Raw genomic sequence first — 18,109 nt, forward strand, 5'->3', positions numbered from 1 at the left:
TAGCCAACGACTCGCTATTACGCCTGCTTCGCTTCTCGCGCCATGCCGACGTGGGGAATGCCATCTTCATCGTACACATCGGTGACCGGCACGAAACCAAAGTGGCCGTAGAAGGACTGCAGGTGTGCCTGCGCGCCCAGGTATAACGCCTTGTCAGGCCACTGTTTCCGGCACGCCTCCAGCGTTTTTTCCATCAGCTGATAGCCCAGCTTTTCGCCGCGCGCCTTACCGCTGATGATGACGCGGCCAATGACGACAGGCTCAAAATCGTCTTCGCTTTTCAGAATCCTCGCATACGCCACCAGCTCGTTATTCCGCCAGCCGAGTATATGGCGGTTCTCGCCAACGAGATCGTCGCCGTCGATGTCCTGATACGGGCAGGTCTGTTCAACCACAAAAACTTCGCAGCGCAGTTTCAGCAGGGCGTAAAGTGAATGAACGGTGAGGTCACTATGGTGTAAATCTTGCCACTGGGTCATGTCAGTCTCCTTCCTGGGGTTCATCACGTTATACTAAACCCCTCCCCGTTCGGCAAAGGGCTGATTGCGTTATGGAACTGATTTTTCTGGGTACGTCCGCTGGCGTGCCAACCCGCTCACGGAACGTGACGGCGATCCTTCTGGATCTTAAACATCCCACCCGCGGCGGGCTGTGGCTATTTGACTGTGGTGAAGGGACGCAGCATCAGCTGTTACACACCGCTTATCACCCCGGCAAGCTGGATAAAATTTTTATCACCCATCTGCATGGTGACCATCTGTTTGGCCTTCCCGGCCTGCTGTGCAGCCGCTCGATGGCCGGTAACGCCAACTCGCTGACGATTTACGGGCCTGCGGGTATTCGTGAATTTGTTGAAACCACGCTGCGCCTTAGCGGGTCATGGACGGATTATCCGCTGGAGGTCGTTGAAATTAGCGAAGGCCTGGTTTTCGATGACGGCGAATATAAGGTGAGCGCTCAGCCGCTCAATCACCCTGTCGAGTGCTATGGATACCGCATTGAAGCGCATGACAAACCCGGCGCGCTGGACGCCGCCGCGCTGATGGCCGATGGCGTCAAACCCGGGCCGCTGTTCCAGCGCCTGAAGCACGGTGAGACCGTCACGCTGGAGGACGGGCGCGTCATCAACGGCCAGGATTATCTCGCCGCACCGCAGCCCGGCAAAAAGCTGGCGATATTTGGCGACACGGCCCCGTGCCCGGCAGCGCTTCAGCTTGCCCTGGGCGTGGATGTGATGGTGCATGAAGCAACGCTTGAAACAGCGATGGAAGAAAAAGCCAACGGCCGGGGCCATAGCTCTACGCGTCAGGCGGCGCAGCTTGCCCGTGATGCGGGCGTCGGGAGGCTCATCATCACCCATGTCAGCTCGCGCTACGACGCGCGAGGGTGTGCAAATCTGCTTGCAGAGTGCCGCGCGCTGTTCCCGGAATGTGAACTGGCCGAAGATTTCGCTCAGGTCAGCGTTTAGTCCTTCATTTTTCCCTCAGGATGCCGATAACGATTAAAAGGTCAGCATTTCTCTCGAGGGTAGAATGGATAATTTCCAGAAAGATATTGATGACAGGGCGAATCTGACCCTGTCGAACCGTTTTGAACTGTTGCTGTTTCGTCTTGGCACTTCTCTTAACGAAAATAAATCCGAGCTGTTTGGCATTAACGTCTTTAAACTGCGTGAAATTGTGCCGATGCCGGAGTTCACGAAACCTGCCGGGATGAAATCACCGCTGATGGGAATGGTGAATATTCGCGATCAGGTGATCCCGGTGATCGACCTGGCCGCCGTGGCGGGCTGTAAGCCCACCACCGGGCTGAATATCCTGCTGATCACCGAATACGCGCGCAGCGTGCAGGCGTTTGCCGTGGAGTCGGTTGAGAACATCATGCGTCTGGACTGGAAGCAGGTGCACGCGGCGGAAACCGCCGTCAGCGGTCGCTACATCACCAGCATCGCCTGCCTGGATGAGAAAACGGATACCAACGATCTGGCGATGGTGCTGGACGTTGAGCAGATCCTGTACGACATCACTCCGGCCAATCACGATCTGCACGCCACGAATCTGAAGACCACCAAATTCCATATTAAGCCGGGCGCTGTCGCCATCGTTGCGGAAGATTCCAAGGTGGCGCGCTCGATGCTGGAGAAAGGTCTGCAGGCGATGGAGATCCCCGCGCAGCTGCATATCACCGGCAAAGATGCGTGGGAGAAAATTGGCGTACTGGCCGCTCAGGCGCAGGCTGAGGGAGTTCCCATCACCGATAAGATCGCGCTTGTGCTGACCGATCTTGAAATGCCGGAGATGGACGGCTTTACGCTGACGCGCAAAATCAAAACCGACCCGGTATTAAAGGACATTCCGGTGGTGATCCACTCTTCCCTTTCCGGCAACGCCAACGAAGATCATATTCGTAAGGTGAAAGCGGACGGGTATGTGGCGAAGTTTGAGCTAAACGAGCTGTCGTCGGTGATTGAGGAAGTGCTGGACCGCTCGATGAAGAAGATTGACGGGCCGCTTATAAGCAGGAAGCAGCTGGCTTAAGTCTGGTGCGGGCTGGTGCCCTCACCCCGTCCCTCTCCCACAGGGAGAGGGCGAAAACCATAAAAAAACCCGCCGAGGCGGGTTTTTTGTTTTACATCAGCGGCATCGCTCGCTGCACGATATCAATCAGCGGCTGCGGATAGATACCGAAGATCAGCACCAGCAGCGCCGAGATAAGCACTACGATACCACCGGCGCTGTACTGCCAGTTGGTTGGGGCATCACGGTTGAGCTGCTGAGGCGCGCTAAGGTACAGGCTCACGGCCACGCGCAGGTAGTAGTAGAGACCAATCGCGGAACCGATCACCACGCCCGCGGTCAGCCACCACAGGTGCGCCTGCACACCGACGGCCAGCACGTAGAATTTACCGATAAAGCCAAGCGTCATCGGGATACCTGCCAGAGAGAGCATCATCACGGTCATCACCGCAGACAGGATCGGACGGTGCCAGAACAGACCACGGTAGGAGAACAGTGAATCGGCATCCGGACCACGGTACGGGCTGGACATCAGGCTCACCACGCCGAAGGCGCCGAGACTGCTGAACAGGTAACCGGCCAGATACACGCCCACGGTTTCCATCGACATCTCGCCGCTCTGCAGCGCAATCAGCGCCACCATCAGGTAGCCCAGATGAGAGATAGACGAGTAGCCCAGCAGACGCTTGATGTTGGTCTGGCTCAGCGCCATCAGGTTACCGAAGATGATGGAGACGAACGCGATAATGCCCAGCACCACGCGAACCGCTTCGCTGTCACCTACCGGCGCGTACAGGAACAGACGCATGACCACACCGAAGATAGCGATTTTGCTCGCCGTCGCCAGGAAGGTCGACACCGGAGCCGGAGCGCCCTGGTATACGTCTGGCGTCCACAGGTGGAACGGCACCAGAGAGAGTTTGAAGCCGAGGCCAACAATCATCATGCCCAGACCCGCCAGCAGCAGCGGCTCATGCAGCATGCCGTCGCCTAGGCTCTTGCCGAGCGCCATGAAGGAGAGATTACCGGACTGTGCGTACAGCAGCGCAATACCAAACAGCAGGAACGAGGATGCAGCAGCAGACAGAATAGTGTACTTGATGCTTGCTTCCAGGGAGCGCTTCTGACGGAAGGCGTAACCAATCAGGCCGAACAGCGGCAGAGATATCAGCTCAATGCCGAGGAACAGCGCGGCCAGGTGGTTCGCATTCGCCAGCAGAATGCCGCCCAGCGCGGCAATCAGAACCAGCAGGTAAAACTCTTCTTTATTGTCGTTGTAGCCTTCGAGCCACGGATACGCAAAGGTACAGGTTGCCAGGCTTGCCAGCAGCACCAGTCCGGTATACAGCATGGCGTAACCGTCAACGCGCATCAGCGGGGTGACGTCCATCGCACCCCCCTGGCCAACAAACCAGAGAGAGACTAACGCGGCGTTCAGGCCGATGACCGACAGCGTGGCATTCAGGAAGTGATTGCGTCGCCACGCAATGGAGAGCATCACAACCACCACCGTCAATCCGACGATCAGCAGCGGTAGCAGCGCGATCAGTTGTTGTGGAGTTATTGTCATGGCGAATTACGGCCTTGTAGTAGAAGCAGAATTAACAAACCACTGCTGGATGTTACCCATCGCGCTGTGCGAGGTATCCAGAATCGGCTGCGGGAAGAAGCCCAGCAGCACCAGCAGTACGACCAGCAGCAGGATGATGAACAGCTCACGCAGCGACATCCCCGGCAGTTCTTGTGCAGCAATTTCGCTCTTCGCTTTACCGAAGTAAGCGCGATGCAGCATCGCCAGCGAGTATACGGAAGCGAACACCAGACCAAACGTGGAGATCACGGTAATCACCGGTACCACTTTGAAGCTGCCGAACAGAATCATAAATTCGCCGACGAAGTTACCGGTACCCGGCATCCCCAGGGTAGCCACCGCGAAGAACATGGACAGCGCTGGCAGCCACTTAATTTTGCTCCACAGACCGCCCATCATACGCATATCGCGGGTATGCAGACGTTCGTACAGCTGACCGCACAGGATGAAGAGGCCGGCTGCAGACAGACCGTGCGCAATCATCTGGATCACCGCGCCCTGGTACGCCAGCTGGCTGCCGGTGTAGATAGCAATCAGCACGAAGCCCATGTGGGAAACGGAGGTGTAGGCAATCAGGCGCTTGATGTCGTACTGCGTGAAGGCCATCCAGGCACCGTAGAAGATACCGATCACACCCAGCCACATGGCAATCGGTGCGAACTCTGCGGAGGCGTTCGGGAACAGCGGCAGAGCGAAACGCAGCAGACCGTAGGCCGCCGTTTTCAGCAAGATGCCCGCCAGGTCGACGGAACCCGCCGTTGGTGCCTGAGAGTGCGCGTCTGGCAGCCAGCCGTGCAGCGGAACGACCGGCATTTTCACTGCGAACGCGATGAAGAAGCCCAGCATCAGCAGATATTCCACACCGTGCGACATTGGGGTCTTCAGCAGGTCTTCGTAGTTGAAGGTCCAGGTGCCGGTCGCGTTGTGGTGAACAAACACCAGCGCCAGAATGGCAATCAACATCACCAGACCACTCGCCTGGGTATAGATGAAGAACTTGGTTGCCGCCGTGATACGCGTTTTACCGTCGGACGCCTTGTGGCCCCACAGCGCGATCAGGAAGTACATCGGCACCAGCATCATCTCCCAGAAGAAGAAGAACAGGAACATGTCGATGGCAAGGAACACGCCGATTACGCCGCCCAGGATCCACATCAGGTTCAGGTGGAAGAAGCCCTGGTATTTTTCGATTTCTCGCCAGGAGCAGAGTACCGCCAGAACGCCGAGCAGACCGGTCAGCACCACCATCAGCAGTGAGAGACCGTCAATCGCCAGGTGGATCGTAATGCCGAAACGCGGGATCCACGGCAGGATGAACTCAGACTGCCACTGCGGAATGCCCGCAGACTGGGTCAGTGAGTAACCGCCCTGCAACCACAGTTGCAGGCCAAGCGCGAGCGTCAATCCCATGGTGATCAGCGCAATCCAGCGCGGCATCTTCACGCCAAAGCGTTCAGTCTGCCAGCACAGGAAGCCGCCGATGAAGGGAATTAATATTAGCCAGGGTAGTAACATGGCGATTTACATTCCTTTTTAAGGCCCCCAGCAGGGGCCTGATTTTCAACGAATTCGAATAAAATTCACTTAACGATCAACGCAACACCATCAGCAGCGCAAGCACGACAACCGCACCGATGCTCATGGACGCCACATACCAGCGCAGGTAACCGTTCTCGCTGTACAGCAGGCCTTTACCTGCAAAGCGTGAAAGGATCGCCGGGATGTTCATCAGGCTGTTCAGCGGGTCGCGCTTCAGCAGCCACGCGATGCCCAAGAACGACTTAACGAAGATCATGTCGTACAGCCAGTCGAAGCCCCACGCGTTGTACCACCAGGTGCCCAGCAGACGGCCCGGCGCGCTGTTGGCCACGGCAGTGACCAGCGTACGTTTGCCCAGCCACAGCCATGCAGCGATCAGGATGCCCGCGATAGCGACCACACCGGAGGTGATTTCAAGCGTCAGAACGCGACCGTGCTCAAGCTCGGTGGTGTCTGGCAATACGCCCTGCAGCGGTGGCACAATCATCGCGCCAACGAAGGTGGACAGTACCAGCAGCACAATCAGCGGCAGGTGATGGGTAATCCCCTTCCCTGCGTGAGCGTGAATTTGTTCTTTACCGTGGAATACGATGAAAATCATACGGAAGGTATACAGGGAGGTCATGAACGCGCCGACCAGACCCGCAACCATCAGATTGATATGACCATTCGCCATGGCACCCGCAAGGATTTCGTCCTTACTGAAGAAGCCCGCGGTGATCAGCGGCAGTGCCGCCAGCGCCGCGCCGCCCACCAGGAAGCAGACATAAACCAGCGGAATGGACTTACGCAGTCCGCCCATTTTGAAGATGTTCTGCTCGTGGTGGCAGGCCAGAATCACGGAACCGGATGAGAGGAACAGCAGCGCTTTAAAGAACGCGTGCGTCATCAGGTGGAAAATGGCCGCGTCCCACGCCTGAACGCCCAGCGCCAGGAACATGTAACCAATCTGGCTCATGGTGGAATACGCGAGAACGCGTTTGATGTCGGTCTGCACCAGCGCGGCAAAGCCTGCCAGCACCAGCGTGACCGCACCGACGATACCCACCAGATGCAGAATTTCCGGGGTCATCAGGAACAGGCCATGGGTACGCGCAATCAGGTAAACACCGGCGGTTACCATGGTCGCAGCGTGGATCAGCGCGGAGACAGGGGTTGGACCCGCCATCGCGTCGGCCAGCCACGTCTGCAACGGCAGCTGCGCGGATTTACCCACGGCACCACCCAGCAGCATCAGCGTTGCCCACCACAGCATGTTGTTGCCTGCCGCGAAGTGCGCCGGCGCTAGTTCCACCATTTCGCGGAAGTTCAGCGTGCCCAGTTCGTTGTAAAGAATGAACAGCGCGAAAGCGAGGAAGACGTCACCCACGCGGGTCACGACGAATGCTTTCATGGCCGCTGCGCCATTCTTCGGATCGGTATAGTAGAAACCGATCAGCAGGTAAGAACACAGACCTACGCCTTCCCAGCCCAGATACATCAGCAGCAGGTTATCGGCCAGCACCAGAACCACCATGCTGGCGATAAACAGGTTGGTGTAGGCGAAGAAGCGGGAGTACCCCTCTTCACCGCGCATATACCAGGAGGCGAACATGTGGATCAGGAAGCCGACGCCAGTGACCACGGAGAGCATGGTCAGCGAGAGGCCGTCCAGCACCAGGTTGAAGCCGATGTTGAAATCACCGACCGACATCCAGGTCCACAGCGGTACGCTGAAAGGCTGACGCCCGTTGTTAAAGAAGTCGATACCCGCATACGCTGTCACCAGCGCGGCCAGGCCAACAGAGCCCATGCCGACGGTCGCAGACAGATTCTCAGACCAGCGGCCGCGAGAAAACGCCAGCAGCACGAAGCCAATCAGCGGAAAAATAATGGTTAAGGCAAGCATGTTCATCCACGCAACTCACTTACTGAATCGATGTTCAGATTCTGGCGGCGACGATGGAGCTGCAGCAACAGCGCCAGGCCAATACTCGCTTCGGCAGCCGCGAGGCTGATGGCGAGAATGTACATCACCTGACCATCGGTCTGGCCCCAGTAGCTTCCGGCGACCACGAAGGCCAGCGCGGAGGCGTTAATCATGATTTCCAGCCCGATCAGCATAAACAGCAGATTGCGGCGGATAACCAGACCGGTCAGACCCAGAACGAATAAAATCGCAGCGAGGATCAGTCCATGTGTTAAGGGGATCATGCGCGCTCCTCCGTTTTTCTTTTCGCGCGGTCGTCAGTGCGGTTGCTCAGCACCTCGCCAGCACGCTCTTCGCGGCCAACGTGGAAAGCCACAACCAGACCTGCCAGCAGCAGCATTGAGGCCAGTTCAACCGCCAGAACGTATGGGCCAAAGAGCGTGATACCTACCTCTTTCGCGCCAATCGGCGTGCCGTCGATGCCCTGATCGTTAACACCCAGAATGGCGTACACGATCACCACCAGCATGATGGCCGACAAAATTGCCGGGCCGATCCACACCTGCGGTTTTAACCACTGACGTTCCTGCTCAATTTCAGAGCCGCCCAGGTTCAGCATCATCACCACGAACACGAAGAGCACCATGATGGCCCCGGCGTAGACGATGATTTCCAGCGCACCGGCGAAGTGCGCGCCCAATGCGAAGAACACCCCGGAAATGGCCAGCAGCGAGATGATTAAGTACAGCAGCGCATGCACCGGGTTGGTGTGCGTGATCACTCGCAGCGTAGCCAGGATGGCGATAAGGCCACAGATATAAAAAGCGAATTCCATTGCCCTCTCCTTACGGTAACAGGCTCTTGACGTCGATAGGCTTAGCTTCGTTCTCTGCTTCACCCTTATCTTTGCCGTCGATTGCCATACCCGCCATCCGGTAGAAGTTATATTCCGGGTATTTGCCCGGACCGGAAATCAGCAGATCCTCTTTCTCGTACACCAGGTCCTGACGCTTGTACTCACCCAGCTCGAAGTCTGGAGTCAGCTGAATCGCCGTGGTTGGGCACGCTTCTTCACACAGACCGCAGAAAATGCAGCGTGAGAAGTTGATGCGGAAGAACTCAGGGTACCAGCGGCCGTCTACCGTCTCTGCTTTCTGCAGAGAGATACAGCCTACCGGACACGCTACCGCACACAGGTTACAGGCAACGCAGCGCTCGGAACCGTCCGGGTCGCGCGTCAGCACGATACGGCCACGGTAGCGCGGCGGCAGATATACCGGCTCTTCCGGGTACATCCGGGTTTCGCGTTTGGCAAACGCGTGCAGGCCGATCATCCAGATACTGCGTACCTGGGTACCAAAGCCTACCAGTAATTCTTTTAAGGTCATGGTCTATAGCCCCTTATGGCTGCTGCCAGAGAATGACAGCCGCCGTTACCAACAAGTTGACGAGCGTCAGCGGCAGGCACACTTTCCAGCCGAAGGACATTACCTGGTCATAACGCGGACGCGGTAACGCTGCGCGAATCAAAATGAACATCATCATGAAGAACGCGGTTTTCAGCGCGAACCAGATGAACGGCGGTAAGAACGGGCCATGCCAGCCACCGAAGAACAGCGTTACCATCAACGCGGAAATGGTGACGATACCGATGTACTCGCCCACGAAGAACAGACCGAATTTCATACCGGAATATTCGATGTGGTAACCGTCGGCCAGTTCCTGTTCGGCTTCAGGCTGGTCAAACGGGTGACGGTGACACACTGCCACGCCCGCGATGGCAAAGGTAATAAACCCAAAGAACTGCGGAATAACGTTCCAGATGTCGGCCTGGTTGTTGACGATGTCGGTCATGTTGAATGAACCGGCCTGCGCCACCACGCCCATCAGGGAAAGACCCAGGAACACTTCGTAGCTCAGGGTCTGCGCGGAAGCACGCATCGCACCCAGAAGCGAGTATTTGTTGTTACTGGACCAGCCTGCGAACAGGACCGCGTAAACCGCGAGGCCTGCCATCATCAGGAAGAACAGAATGCCGATGTTCAGGTCAGCGACCACCCAGGTCGGGCTGACCGGAACGATAGCAAACGCCAGCAGCAGCGAGGTGAAGGCGATCATCGGTGCCAGAGTAAAGATCACGCGATCCGAGAAGCGCGGGATCCAGTCCTCTTTAAAGAACATCTTGATCATATCCGCGACCAGCTGGAGTGAACCACCCCAGCCCACGCGGTTCGGTCCGTAACGGTTCTGGAACAGACCGAGCAGACGACGTTCACCAAAGCTCATGAACGCGCCGCAGGTGACCACCACCAGCAGGATAACAATCGCTTTCAGAATGCTCAGCAGGATGTCGATAAGATCCGGCGTTAACCAACTCATGCTTTTGCCTCCTGCAGATTATCAAGACGCGCACCTGCCAGAACCGGCGCGATGCCTGGCATACCCATCGGCAGACCCACCTGCCCTGCTGTCAGACTTTCAGAAATAATCAGCGGCAGGCTGATGGTCTGGCCGTCATAGCTAAAGGCGATGTTTGCACCCGCGTTAACGCCAAGCTTCGCGGCATCAGCCGGGTTAAGCTTGATGTACGGCTGCGGCATACGGGTCTGGAAGACCGGTGAACGCTGGGACAGCTCGTCGCTACCGAACAGGTGGTAGTACGGGGCAATACGCCAGCTACCGTCCTGCGCCTGGAAGCGCGCCGGTACGGTGGTGAAGAAGTCCAGACCGGTTTCGGAGGCTTCAATCAGACGCACGCCCGGATCGCCGTGGCGCAGGGAGCCGCCCACTTCAGCCTGGAACTTGTTCCATGCCTGCGGGGAGTTCCAGCCCGGTGCCCATGCGAACGGGATTTGCGAACGCGGCGCAGACGGCTGGTTGTTCCCTTCCATCGAGAAGGCGAACATGGTGTCTTTATCCTGCGGCTGGCGCGGTTCGTGCACGCTGATGTTGGCACGCATCGCAGTACGGCCACTGTAACGGTGCGGTTCACGCGCCAGTTTCTGGCCGCGAATGCGGAAGCTTGCTTCAGGCGCGGCATCTTTAATGCCTGCCAGCTGAGGCAGTTTTTCGACTACCGCGTCGATAACGTGGTCGAGCTGCGTCCAGTCCACTTCACGGCTCTGCACGGTGCTGTGCAGGGAGTGCAGCCAGCGCCAGCTTTCCAGCATCACGGTGTTGCTGTCGTAGTACGCCGGGTCGTAAACCTGGAAGAAACGCTGCGCGCGGCCTTCGTTGTTGATAACGGTACCGTCGCTTTCTGCGAAGCTTGCCGCAGAGAGCACCAGGTGCGCTTTGTCCATAATCGCGGTGCGCTGATGGTCAATCACCATCACCAGCGGCGCTTTGGAGAGCGCAGTGTCAACGCGAGCGGCAGAGGCGTGGCGATGCAGATCGTTTTCCAGCACCACAACGGCGTCAGCGGCACCGGACTCCAGTTCGCTTAACGCTGCTTCCAGCGAGCCGCCGCCAATCATGCCCAGACCAATGCTGTTCACCGCACGGGCAATCATGGTCACACCGACGTCAGCACCGCGGCCTTTCAGAGCTTTGGCCACGTTGGCTGCTGCCTGAATGATCTCTGCGCTACCGGCGTTGGTACCGGAAATAATCAGCGGTTTCTTCGCACCGGCCAGGGCCTGAACAATCACGTCGACCTTGTTTTGCAGGTCGCGATCCAGCTCAACGGCCGGTGAGTTGTTGTCCAGCGCGTGGGCAATGGCAAAGCCAAGACGCGCCTGATCTTCAACCGGTGCGCAGTAGGTCCACGCCGCAATATCGTCCAGACGGGTATTGTCGACGTTGGTCACAAACAGAGGATGCTTCGCGCGCTGACCGATGTTCAGGATCGCCGCAATCTGCCAGTCAGCCACTTTTTGCGCCGCTGCCATTTCACGTGCTTTACCCTTCACCGCCTGGCGAACCGCCAGAGCCGCGCGTGCGCCGGTCTGCGTCAGGTCTTCACCCAGCACCAGGACCGCATCATAGGATTCGATTTCGCGCAGCGCCGGGGTATGGATACCGCCTTCACGCAGCACTTTCAGTACCAGCTGCAGACGTTCCTGCTCGCCCTGGGCGATACCGGTATAGAAGTTTTCCGCCCCGACCAGCTCGCGCAGCGCGAAGTTGCTTTCGATGCTGGCACGCGGGGAGCCAATACCAATCACTTTCTTCGACTGGCGCAGAATGTCTGCCGCACCCTGCATCGCCTGTTCAGCGTTTAGGGTAATGAAGTCGTCGCCACGGCGCTGAACCGGCTGACGCGGACGGTCCTTCAGGTTCACATAGCCATAGCCGAAACGACCGCGGTCGCAAAGGAAGTAGTGGTTAACGGTGCCGTTGTAACGGTTTTCGATACGACGCAGCTCGCCGTAACGCTCACCCGGGCTGGTGTTACAGCCGAGGGAACACTGCTGGCAGATGCTTGGCGCAAACTGCATGTCCCATTTACGGTTGTAACGCTCGGAGTGAGTTTTATCCGTGAATACGCCGGTCGGGCAGATTTCTACCAGGTTACCAGAGAATTCGCTTTCCAGCGTACCGTCTTCCGGACGACCGAAGTAGACGTTATCGTGCGCGCCATATACGCCCAGATCCTGACCGTCTGCGTAGTCTTTGTAGTAACGCACGCAGCGGTAGCAGGCGATGCAGCGGTTCATTTCGTGAGAGATGAACGGCCCCAGGTCCTGGTTACGGTGGGTACGCTTGGTAAAGCGATAGCGACGGAAGCTGTGGCCGGTCATCACGGTCATATCCTGAAGGTGGCAGTTACCGCCCTCTTCACAGACCGGACAGTCGTGCGGGTGGTTGGTCATCAACCATTCCACAACGCTTTCGCGGAACTGTTTGGCTTCTTCGTCATCAATCGAAATAAAAGTGCCTTCGGTGGCTGGCGTCATACAGGACATCACCAGGCGACCACGCGTGTCTTCCGCGTTTTGATATTGCTTCACCGCACACTGGCGGCAAGCACCGACGCTGCCCAGCGCCGGATGCCAGCAAAAGTACGGAATATCGAGGCCAAGAGACAGACAAGCTTCCAGCAGGTTGTCCGCCCCGTTGACTTCGTATTCTTTGCCGTCTACATGAATCGTAGCCATTAGCATGCTTCCAGTTGGCTCGGTCGAAACCGAGCGTTAATCAAAATTCTTGTCGTTACCAGCGCGCTTTTAGCAGGTTCGGCTGAATCCCATTGATGGCATGGGTATTGCTGAACGGCTGCTTGATGCCTGCTTCGAACTCGTCGCGGAAATATTTGATCGCGCTCTGCAGAGGTTCGACGGCACCCGGTGCGTGGGCACAGAAGGTTTTACCCGGGCCTAAGAATCGACACAGTTGCTCAAGCGTCTCGATATCGCCAGGCTGGCCTTCGCCACGTTCGATTGCACGCAGGATCTTCACGCTCCACGGCAGACCATCACGGCACGGTGTGCACCAGCCGCAGGACTCGCGGGCGAAGAACTCTTCCAGGTTACGCACCAGCGAGACCATGCCGATCTCGTGGTCGACGGCCATCGCCAGCGCCGTACCCAGACGGCTGCCTGCTTTACCAATGCTTTCGAATTCCATCGGCAGGTCAAGGTGGGCTTCGGTCAGGAAGTCTGTCCCTGCCCCACCCGGCTGCCAGGCTTTGAATTTCAGGCCATCGCGCATGCCGCCAGCGTAGTCTTCAAGAATTTCACGTGCGGTGGTACCGAACGGCAGCTCCCATACGCCAGGGTTTTTAACGCGACCGGAGAAGCCCATCAGCTTGGTACCGGCATCTTTGCTTGAGGAGATGCCCTGATACCACTCCACGCCGTTGGCGAGGATAGCCGGAACGTTACACAGGGTTTCGACGTTGTTTACGCAGGTCGGTTTACCCCATACGCCGGAGCTTGCCGGGAACGGTGGCTTGGAACGCGGGTTCGCGCGGCGGCCTTCCAGGGAGTTAATCAGCGCGGTTTCTTCACCGCAGATATAACGCCCGGCGCCGGTGTGCACGAACAGTTCGAAGTCAAACCCGGTGCCCAGGATGTTTTTACCCAACAGGCCCGCTTCGGTGGCTTCGGCAATCGCGCGACGCAGGTTTTCTGCCGCTTCGATGTACTCACCGCGCAGGAAGATGTAGCCACGGTAGGCTTTCAGCGCAAACGCGGAGATCAGCATGCCTTCCACCAGCAGGTGCGGCAGCTGCTCCATCAGCAGACGGTCTTTATACGTACCCGGCTCCATTTCATCGGCGTTACACAGCAGGTAACGGATGTTCATGGATTCGTCTTTTGGCATCAGGCTCCACTTCAGACCGGTGGAGAAGCCCGCGCCGCCGCGGCCTTTCAGGCCAGACTCTTTTACCGCGTTAACGATGTCGTCCGGCGCCATGCCGCCCAGGGCTTTACGCGCACCGGCATAGCCGTTTTTGCTCTGATATTCGTCGAGCCATACCGGCTGTTTGTCATCACGCAGACGCCAGGTCAGCGGATGCGTCTCAGCAGTACGAATTACAGTTTTCATTTGTACTGCTCCAGCAGGTCAGGAATCGCTTCCGGCGTCAGATGGCTGTGAGTGTCCTCATCAATCATCATGGTCGGCCCCTTGTCGCAGTTACCCAGGCAGCAGGTTGGCAGCAGAGTAAAGCGTCCATCGAACGTGGTCTGGCCCGGCTTGATATTGAGCTTCTTCTCAATCGCAGCCTGGATGCCCTGATAACCGGTGATATGGCAGACAACGCTGTCACAGTAGCGGATCACATGGCGGCCAACCGGCTGACGGAAGATCTGGCTGTAGAACGTGGCTACGCCTTCTACGTCGCTTGCCGGAATACCCAGCACTTTCGCGATCTCATAGATCGCCCCATCCGGCACCCAACCACGCTGTTTCTGTACGATTTTCAGCGCTTCAATGGACGCCGCACGCGGGTCTTCGTAGTGGTGCATCTCGTGCTCAATGGCGGCACGTTCTGCTTCACTCAGCTCAAAAGCCTCGGTTTGTGGTTGTTGATTCTCGTGCATAATTAGCGGTCCACATCTGACATAACAAAATCGATACTACCCAGATACACAATCAGGTCGGAGACCAGACTGCCGCGGATGGCGGACGGGATCTGCTGCAGGTGCGCAAAGCTCGGCGTACGCACGCGGGTACGGTAGCTCATGGTGCTGCCGTCACTGGTCAGGTAGTAACTGTTAATACCCTTGGTCGCTTCAATCATCTGGAAGGATTCTTGCGCCGGCATGACCGGACCCCAGGAAACCTGCAGGAAGTGGGTGATCAGGGTTTCGATATGTTGCAGCGTGCGCTCTTTCGGCGGCGGCGTCGTCAGCGGGTGATCCGCCTTGAACGGGCCTTCCGGCATGTTGTTGAGGCACTGCTCAAGGATGCGCAGACTCTGGCGCAGCTCTTCCACTTTCAGCATCACGCGGGTGTAGCAGTCGGAAACACCGCCGCCCACCGGGACTTCAAAGTCGAAGTTCTCGTAGCCAGAGTAAGGACGGGCTTTACGCACGTCGAAATCAATACCGGTCGCACGCAGACCTGCACCTGTTGTCCCCCACTCCAGCGCTTCTTTCGCGCCGTAGGCAGCAACGCCCTGGGAACGGCCTTTCAGGATGGTGTTACGCAGCGCGGCTTTCTCGTAAGACGCCAGACGTTTTGGCATCCAGTCGAGGAATTCACGCAGCAAACGGTCCCAGCCGCGCGGCAGATCGTGTGCCACACCGCCGATACGGAACCAGGCCGGGTGCATACGGAAACCGGTAATCGCTTCCACCAGATCGTAGATTTTCTGACGGTCGGTAAAGGCGAAGAAGACCGGGGTCATCGCGCCGACGTCCTGAATGAACGTGGAGATGTACAGCAGGTGGCTGTTGATACGGAACAGTTCTGACAGCATAACGCGAATCACGTTAACGCGATCCGGCGTAACGATACCCGCCAGTTTCTCAACGGCCAGCACGTATGGCATCTCGTTGACGCAGCCGCCGAGGTACTCGATACGGTCCGTATACGGAATGTAGCTGTGCCAGGACTGACGCTCGCCCATCTTCTCAGCACCACGGTGGTGGTAACCAATGTCAGGCACGCAGTCGACAATCTCTTCGCCATCGAGCTGAAGAATAATACGGAATGCACCGTGCGCAGACGGGTGGTTTGGACCGAGGTTGAGGAACATGAAGTCCTCGTTGTCGGTACCGCGCTTCATGCCCCAGTCTTCCGGTTTGAAGGTCAGCGCTTCCATTTCCAGATCCTGCTTGGCTTTAGTCAGCTCAAACGGATCGAATTCGGTTGCACGTGCCGGGTAGTCTTTACGCAGCGGGTGGCCGGTCCAGGTCTGTGGCATCATGATGCGCGTCAGATGCGGGTGGCCGTCGAAGGTCATGCCGAACATTTCCCAGGTTTCACGCTCATACCAGTTGGCGTTCGGGAAAAGTTTGGTGATCGTCGGCAAATGCATGTCGTTTTCAGACAATGCCACCTTGAGCATGATATCCGTATTACGGTCTATTGAGATCAGGTGGTAGAAAACGGAAAAGTCCGCAGCAGGGAGACCCTGGCGGTGGGTACGCAGACGTTCATCCATGCCGTGTAAGTCAAACAGCATGACGTACGGTTTTGGCAATTTCTTGAGGAAATCGACAACTTCCAGCAATTGCTCACGCTTCACCCAAACAACGGGTACCCCGGTGCGGGTAGCCTGAACAGTAAAGGCATCCGGCCCAAAACGGTTGCGCAGTTCGCCAATGACTGGGTCATCCAGATGATCCCGGGTCTGCCAGGCGGCTTCTTGCGCGGTTAAGTCGGTCATATTGTTCACCATTGCAAATGGTCCGTGGTGACTGTTGAGCCTGGCTTCGCGCTATTTGAGTAGTGATATGCGAAGGTGTTCTCCAGGCCTACAGGCGCAATTTAAATTTCGTCAGGCGTGCGCAGATTGGTGACGGCAATACGTTCACCACGTTTACGCTCGCGCTCAGACTGCATGTTCGCGCGATACACACCCTGATCGCCAACAACCCACGACAGTGGGCGACGTTCTTTACCGATAGACTCCTGCAGCAGCATCAATGCCTGCATGTAAGCTTCCGGACGTGGCGGGCAACCCGGGATGTACACATCCACTGGGATAAATTTATCTACGCCCTGTACGACGGAATAGATGTCGTACATACCGCCAGAGTTAGCACATGCCCCCATGGAGATAACCCATTTAGGCTCCAGCATCTGGTCATAAAGACGCTGAATAACAGGTGCCATTTTGGTAAAACACGTACCGGCTACCACCATCAGGTCAGCCTGACGTGGGGAAGCACGCAGTACCTCTGCCCCAAAACGCGCAACGTCATGCACCGCAGTGAATGACGTCACCATTTCAACGTAGCAGCAAGAAAGGCCAAAGTTGTAAGGCCAGATGGAGTTCTTACGACCCCAGTTGACCATATCGTGCATGGCATGTTCGAGCTTGCCCATGTACACGCTTTTATTGACTTCTTGCTCCAGGGGGTCGGTTACGATCTCCTGTTTTTGCAGGGGGTAACGGTCATTCTCACCGTTAGGATCTATGCGGGTGAGCGTATAATCCATCTTATTGCCTCGCTGTTACTGCTGACGATTAGAGATACTGTTTTCCGGGTTGATGTGTTCACGACGTGAACGCGCAGGCGTCCAGTCAAGCGCGCCAATACGCACCAGATAAACCAGACCGGCCAGTAGCACTAAAATGAAAATTGCGGCCTCGACAAAGCCCACCCAACCACTTTCGCGGATGGACGTCGACCATGCGAAAAGGTAAAGCGCTTCCACGTCGAAGATGACGAAGAACATGGCTACCAGATAGAACTTGGCAGACAGGCGTAAGCGAGCGGAACCTACTGAATCAATACCTGATTCGAAAGGTGTGTTTTTGTGCCTTGCACGGGCGCGACCGCCCAGGAACCAGCCGCCGACTAACATCAGGCAGCACAGGCCAATGGCTACAATAAGAAAGATTGCGAATGCCCAGTGATGAGCGATGACTTCTGTGGATGTTGACATACTCATTGCTTACTCATCAAAAGTGATACCAACGACACTGCTCTTGCTGGCAGATGGGCATCACATCGATTCATGGGGAGGAACAAATAACCTTACACTAACTGTCAGAAATGAGACGTAGACAGCAAAATGATGGGTTTTTTTACTCCTTTCTATAACCTATTGTCAACTTTAACAAAGGTTTCTTCACATTAAATTACATCGAGCGATTCTCATTAACATTTGGTGCCCTTTAACCCTGGTGGGTGCATGACTTTCCGTCAAATGTATGTTGTTGAATCGTGTCCGTTTCGGAAGTAAAAAAAATAACCCTCCTATTTTGACAGGATTTGCCAACGATTCCTCCCCCCAAATAGGAGTATTTTCTTGATCTGTGACACGCTTTTGTTAATTCAACCAGGAAAACGGCAACATATTTCCTGTTTTTTTAACATGAGAGGGATATGGATGAAGTTAGAACGGAAAACGGACAATATGTAAGCAAAATCATTTAGCTTATTGATAAATAGAGAGTATCCTGAAAATCCATATGCTATAAGCGGATAT

Annotated in this window: 16 protein-coding genes; 2 read left to right on the forward strand and 14 right to left on the reverse strand. The window is 56.5% G+C overall.

The window, feature by feature from the left end; genetic code table 11:
- Positions 1-17: 17 nt before the first annotated feature.
- Positions 18-479 carry a GNAT family N-acetyltransferase gene (locus tag ACW9E7_RS13535; protein ID WP_458727922.1) on the reverse strand — a complete coding sequence of 154 codons (462 nt, stop codon included), beginning with the start codon at positions 477-479 and terminating at the stop codon, positions 18-20.
- Positions 480-550: 71 nt separating this feature from the next.
- On the opposite strand from ACW9E7_RS13535, the gene rbn reads away from it, so the two are divergent.
- A complete protein-coding gene (rbn, locus tag ACW9E7_RS13540) occupies positions 551-1,468 on the forward strand; it encodes a ribonuclease BN (protein WP_458727923.1) in 918 nt (305 codons plus the stop codon).
- 64 nt (positions 1,469-1,532) lie between these two features.
- Positions 1,533-2,537, forward strand: a complete 1,005-nt coding sequence (locus ACW9E7_RS13545) for a chemotaxis protein (RefSeq protein ID WP_023312530.1) — start codon at positions 1,533-1,535, stop codon at positions 2,535-2,537.
- Between the two features lie 91 nt (positions 2,538-2,628).
- Here the strand turns inward: ACW9E7_RS13545 and nuoN are convergent, their stop codons facing one another.
- The 13 genes from nuoN to nuoA form a co-directional block, all read right to left on the reverse strand.
- Positions 2,629-4,086: an NADH-quinone oxidoreductase subunit NuoN gene (nuoN, locus tag ACW9E7_RS13550; protein WP_023312531.1), complete on the reverse strand. Its 1,458-nt coding sequence runs from the start codon at positions 4,084-4,086 to the stop codon at positions 2,629-2,631.
- Positions 4,087-4,092: 6 nt separating this feature from the next.
- Positions 4,093-5,622, reverse strand: a complete 1,530-nt coding sequence (nuoM, locus tag ACW9E7_RS13555) for an NADH-quinone oxidoreductase subunit M (protein ID WP_023312532.1) — start codon at positions 5,620-5,622, stop codon at positions 4,093-4,095.
- A gap of 76 nt (positions 5,623-5,698) precedes the next feature.
- Positions 5,699-7,540, reverse strand: a complete 1,842-nt coding sequence (gene nuoL / locus ACW9E7_RS13560; RefSeq protein WP_333017316.1) for an NADH-quinone oxidoreductase subunit L — start codon at positions 7,538-7,540, stop codon at positions 5,699-5,701.
- Complete coding sequence (gene nuoK / locus ACW9E7_RS13565) at positions 7,537-7,839, reverse strand: NADH-quinone oxidoreductase subunit NuoK (RefSeq protein WP_003861496.1); 303 nt, start codon at positions 7,837-7,839, stop codon at positions 7,537-7,539. The genes nuoL and nuoK overlap by 4 nt, the downstream gene beginning before the upstream one ends.
- Positions 7,836-8,390, reverse strand: coding sequence for an NADH-quinone oxidoreductase subunit J (gene nuoJ / locus ACW9E7_RS13570; protein WP_008500212.1), 555 nt, complete (start codon positions 8,388-8,390; stop codon positions 7,836-7,838). Before nuoJ ends, nuoK begins: the two co-directional genes overlap by 4 nt.
- A 10-nt stretch (positions 8,391-8,400) precedes the next feature.
- Positions 8,401-8,943, reverse strand: coding sequence for an NADH-quinone oxidoreductase subunit NuoI (gene nuoI, locus ACW9E7_RS13575; RefSeq protein WP_003861491.1), 543 nt, complete (start codon positions 8,941-8,943; stop codon positions 8,401-8,403).
- A 13-nt stretch (positions 8,944-8,956) separates the two neighbouring features.
- Entirely contained in the window at positions 8,957-9,934 is a 978-nt protein-coding gene (nuoH, locus tag ACW9E7_RS13580) for an NADH-quinone oxidoreductase subunit NuoH (protein WP_008500211.1), read from the reverse strand.
- The gene (gene nuoG, locus ACW9E7_RS13585) at positions 9,931-12,654 is read right to left on the reverse strand and encodes an NADH-quinone oxidoreductase subunit NuoG (protein ID WP_458727924.1); all 2,724 of its coding nucleotides are present in this window, start codon (positions 12,652-12,654) and stop codon (positions 9,931-9,933) included. Before nuoG ends, nuoH begins: the two co-directional genes overlap by 4 nt.
- 55 nt (positions 12,655-12,709) lie before the next feature.
- Positions 12,710-14,047 (reverse strand): NADH-quinone oxidoreductase subunit NuoF, encoded by a 1,338-nt coding sequence (gene nuoF, locus ACW9E7_RS13590; protein ID WP_008500209.1) that lies wholly within the window; start codon positions 14,045-14,047, stop codon positions 12,710-12,712.
- On the reverse strand, positions 14,044-14,544 hold the full coding sequence (gene nuoE, locus ACW9E7_RS13595; RefSeq protein WP_006176513.1) for an NADH-quinone oxidoreductase subunit NuoE: 501 nt from the start codon (positions 14,542-14,544) through the stop codon (positions 14,044-14,046). Before nuoE ends, nuoF begins: the two co-directional genes overlap by 4 nt.
- A 2-nt stretch (positions 14,545-14,546) precedes the next feature.
- Positions 14,547-16,349 carry an NADH-quinone oxidoreductase subunit C/D gene (nuoC, locus tag ACW9E7_RS13600; RefSeq protein WP_023312537.1) on the reverse strand — a complete coding sequence of 601 codons (1,803 nt, stop codon included), beginning with the start codon at positions 16,347-16,349 and terminating at the stop codon, positions 14,547-14,549.
- A gap of 89 nt (positions 16,350-16,438) precedes the next feature.
- Positions 16,439-17,113, reverse strand: coding sequence for an NADH-quinone oxidoreductase subunit NuoB (gene nuoB / locus ACW9E7_RS13605; protein ID WP_003861482.1), 675 nt, complete (start codon positions 17,111-17,113; stop codon positions 16,439-16,441).
- A gap of 15 nt (positions 17,114-17,128) precedes the next feature.
- A complete protein-coding gene (gene nuoA / locus ACW9E7_RS13610) occupies positions 17,129-17,569 on the reverse strand; it encodes an NADH-quinone oxidoreductase subunit NuoA (protein ID WP_014171000.1) in 441 nt (146 codons plus the stop codon).
- Between the last annotated feature and the right edge of the window lie 540 nt (positions 17,570-18,109).

Source organism: Enterobacter sp. H2G27 (assembly GCF_054403075.1).

What these genes read in the sequence shown, in the direction of transcription:
- ACW9E7_RS13535 (WP_458727922.1), bottom strand. Translation starts at nt 479, where the DNA reads ATGACCCAGTGGCAAGATTTACACCATAGTGACCTCACCGTTCATTCA.
- rbn (WP_458727923.1), top strand. Translation starts at nt 551, where the DNA reads ATGGAACTGATTTTTCTGGGTACGTCCGCTGGCGTGCCAACCCGCTCA.
- ACW9E7_RS13545 (WP_023312530.1), top strand. Translation starts at nt 1,533, where the DNA reads ATGGATAATTTCCAGAAAGATATTGATGACAGGGCGAATCTGACCCTG.
- nuoN (WP_023312531.1), bottom strand. Translation starts at nt 4,086, where the DNA reads ATGACAATAACTCCACAACAACTGATCGCGCTGCTACCGCTGCTGATC.
- nuoM (WP_023312532.1), bottom strand. Translation starts at nt 5,622, where the DNA reads ATGTTACTACCCTGGCTAATATTAATTCCCTTCATCGGCGGCTTCCTG.
- nuoL (WP_333017316.1), bottom strand. Translation starts at nt 7,540, where the DNA reads ATGAACATGCTTGCCTTAACCATTATTTTTCCGCTGATTGGCTTCGTG.
- nuoK (WP_003861496.1), bottom strand. Translation starts at nt 7,839, where the DNA reads ATGATCCCCTTAACACATGGACTGATCCTCGCTGCGATTTTATTCGTT.
- nuoJ (WP_008500212.1), bottom strand. Translation starts at nt 8,390, where the DNA reads ATGGAATTCGCTTTTTATATCTGTGGCCTTATCGCCATCCTGGCTACG.
- nuoI (WP_003861491.1), bottom strand. Translation starts at nt 8,943, where the DNA reads ATGACCTTAAAAGAATTACTGGTAGGCTTTGGTACCCAGGTACGCAGT.
- nuoH (WP_008500211.1), bottom strand. Translation starts at nt 9,934, where the DNA reads ATGAGTTGGTTAACGCCGGATCTTATCGACATCCTGCTGAGCATTCTG.
- nuoG (WP_458727924.1), bottom strand. Translation starts at nt 12,654, where the DNA reads ATGGCTACGATTCATGTAGACGGCAAAGAATACGAAGTCAACGGGGCG.
- nuoF (WP_008500209.1), bottom strand. Translation starts at nt 14,047, where the DNA reads ATGAAAACTGTAATTCGTACTGCTGAGACGCATCCGCTGACCTGGCGT.
- nuoE (WP_006176513.1), bottom strand. Translation starts at nt 14,544, where the DNA reads ATGCACGAGAATCAACAACCACAAACCGAGGCTTTTGAGCTGAGTGAA.
- nuoC (WP_023312537.1), bottom strand. Translation starts at nt 16,349, where the DNA reads ATGGTGAACAATATGACCGACTTAACCGCGCAAGAAGCCGCCTGGCAG.
- nuoB (WP_003861482.1), bottom strand. Translation starts at nt 17,113, where the DNA reads ATGGATTATACGCTCACCCGCATAGATCCTAACGGTGAGAATGACCGT.
- nuoA (WP_014171000.1), bottom strand. Translation starts at nt 17,569, where the DNA reads ATGAGTATGTCAACATCCACAGAAGTCATCGCTCATCACTGGGCATTC.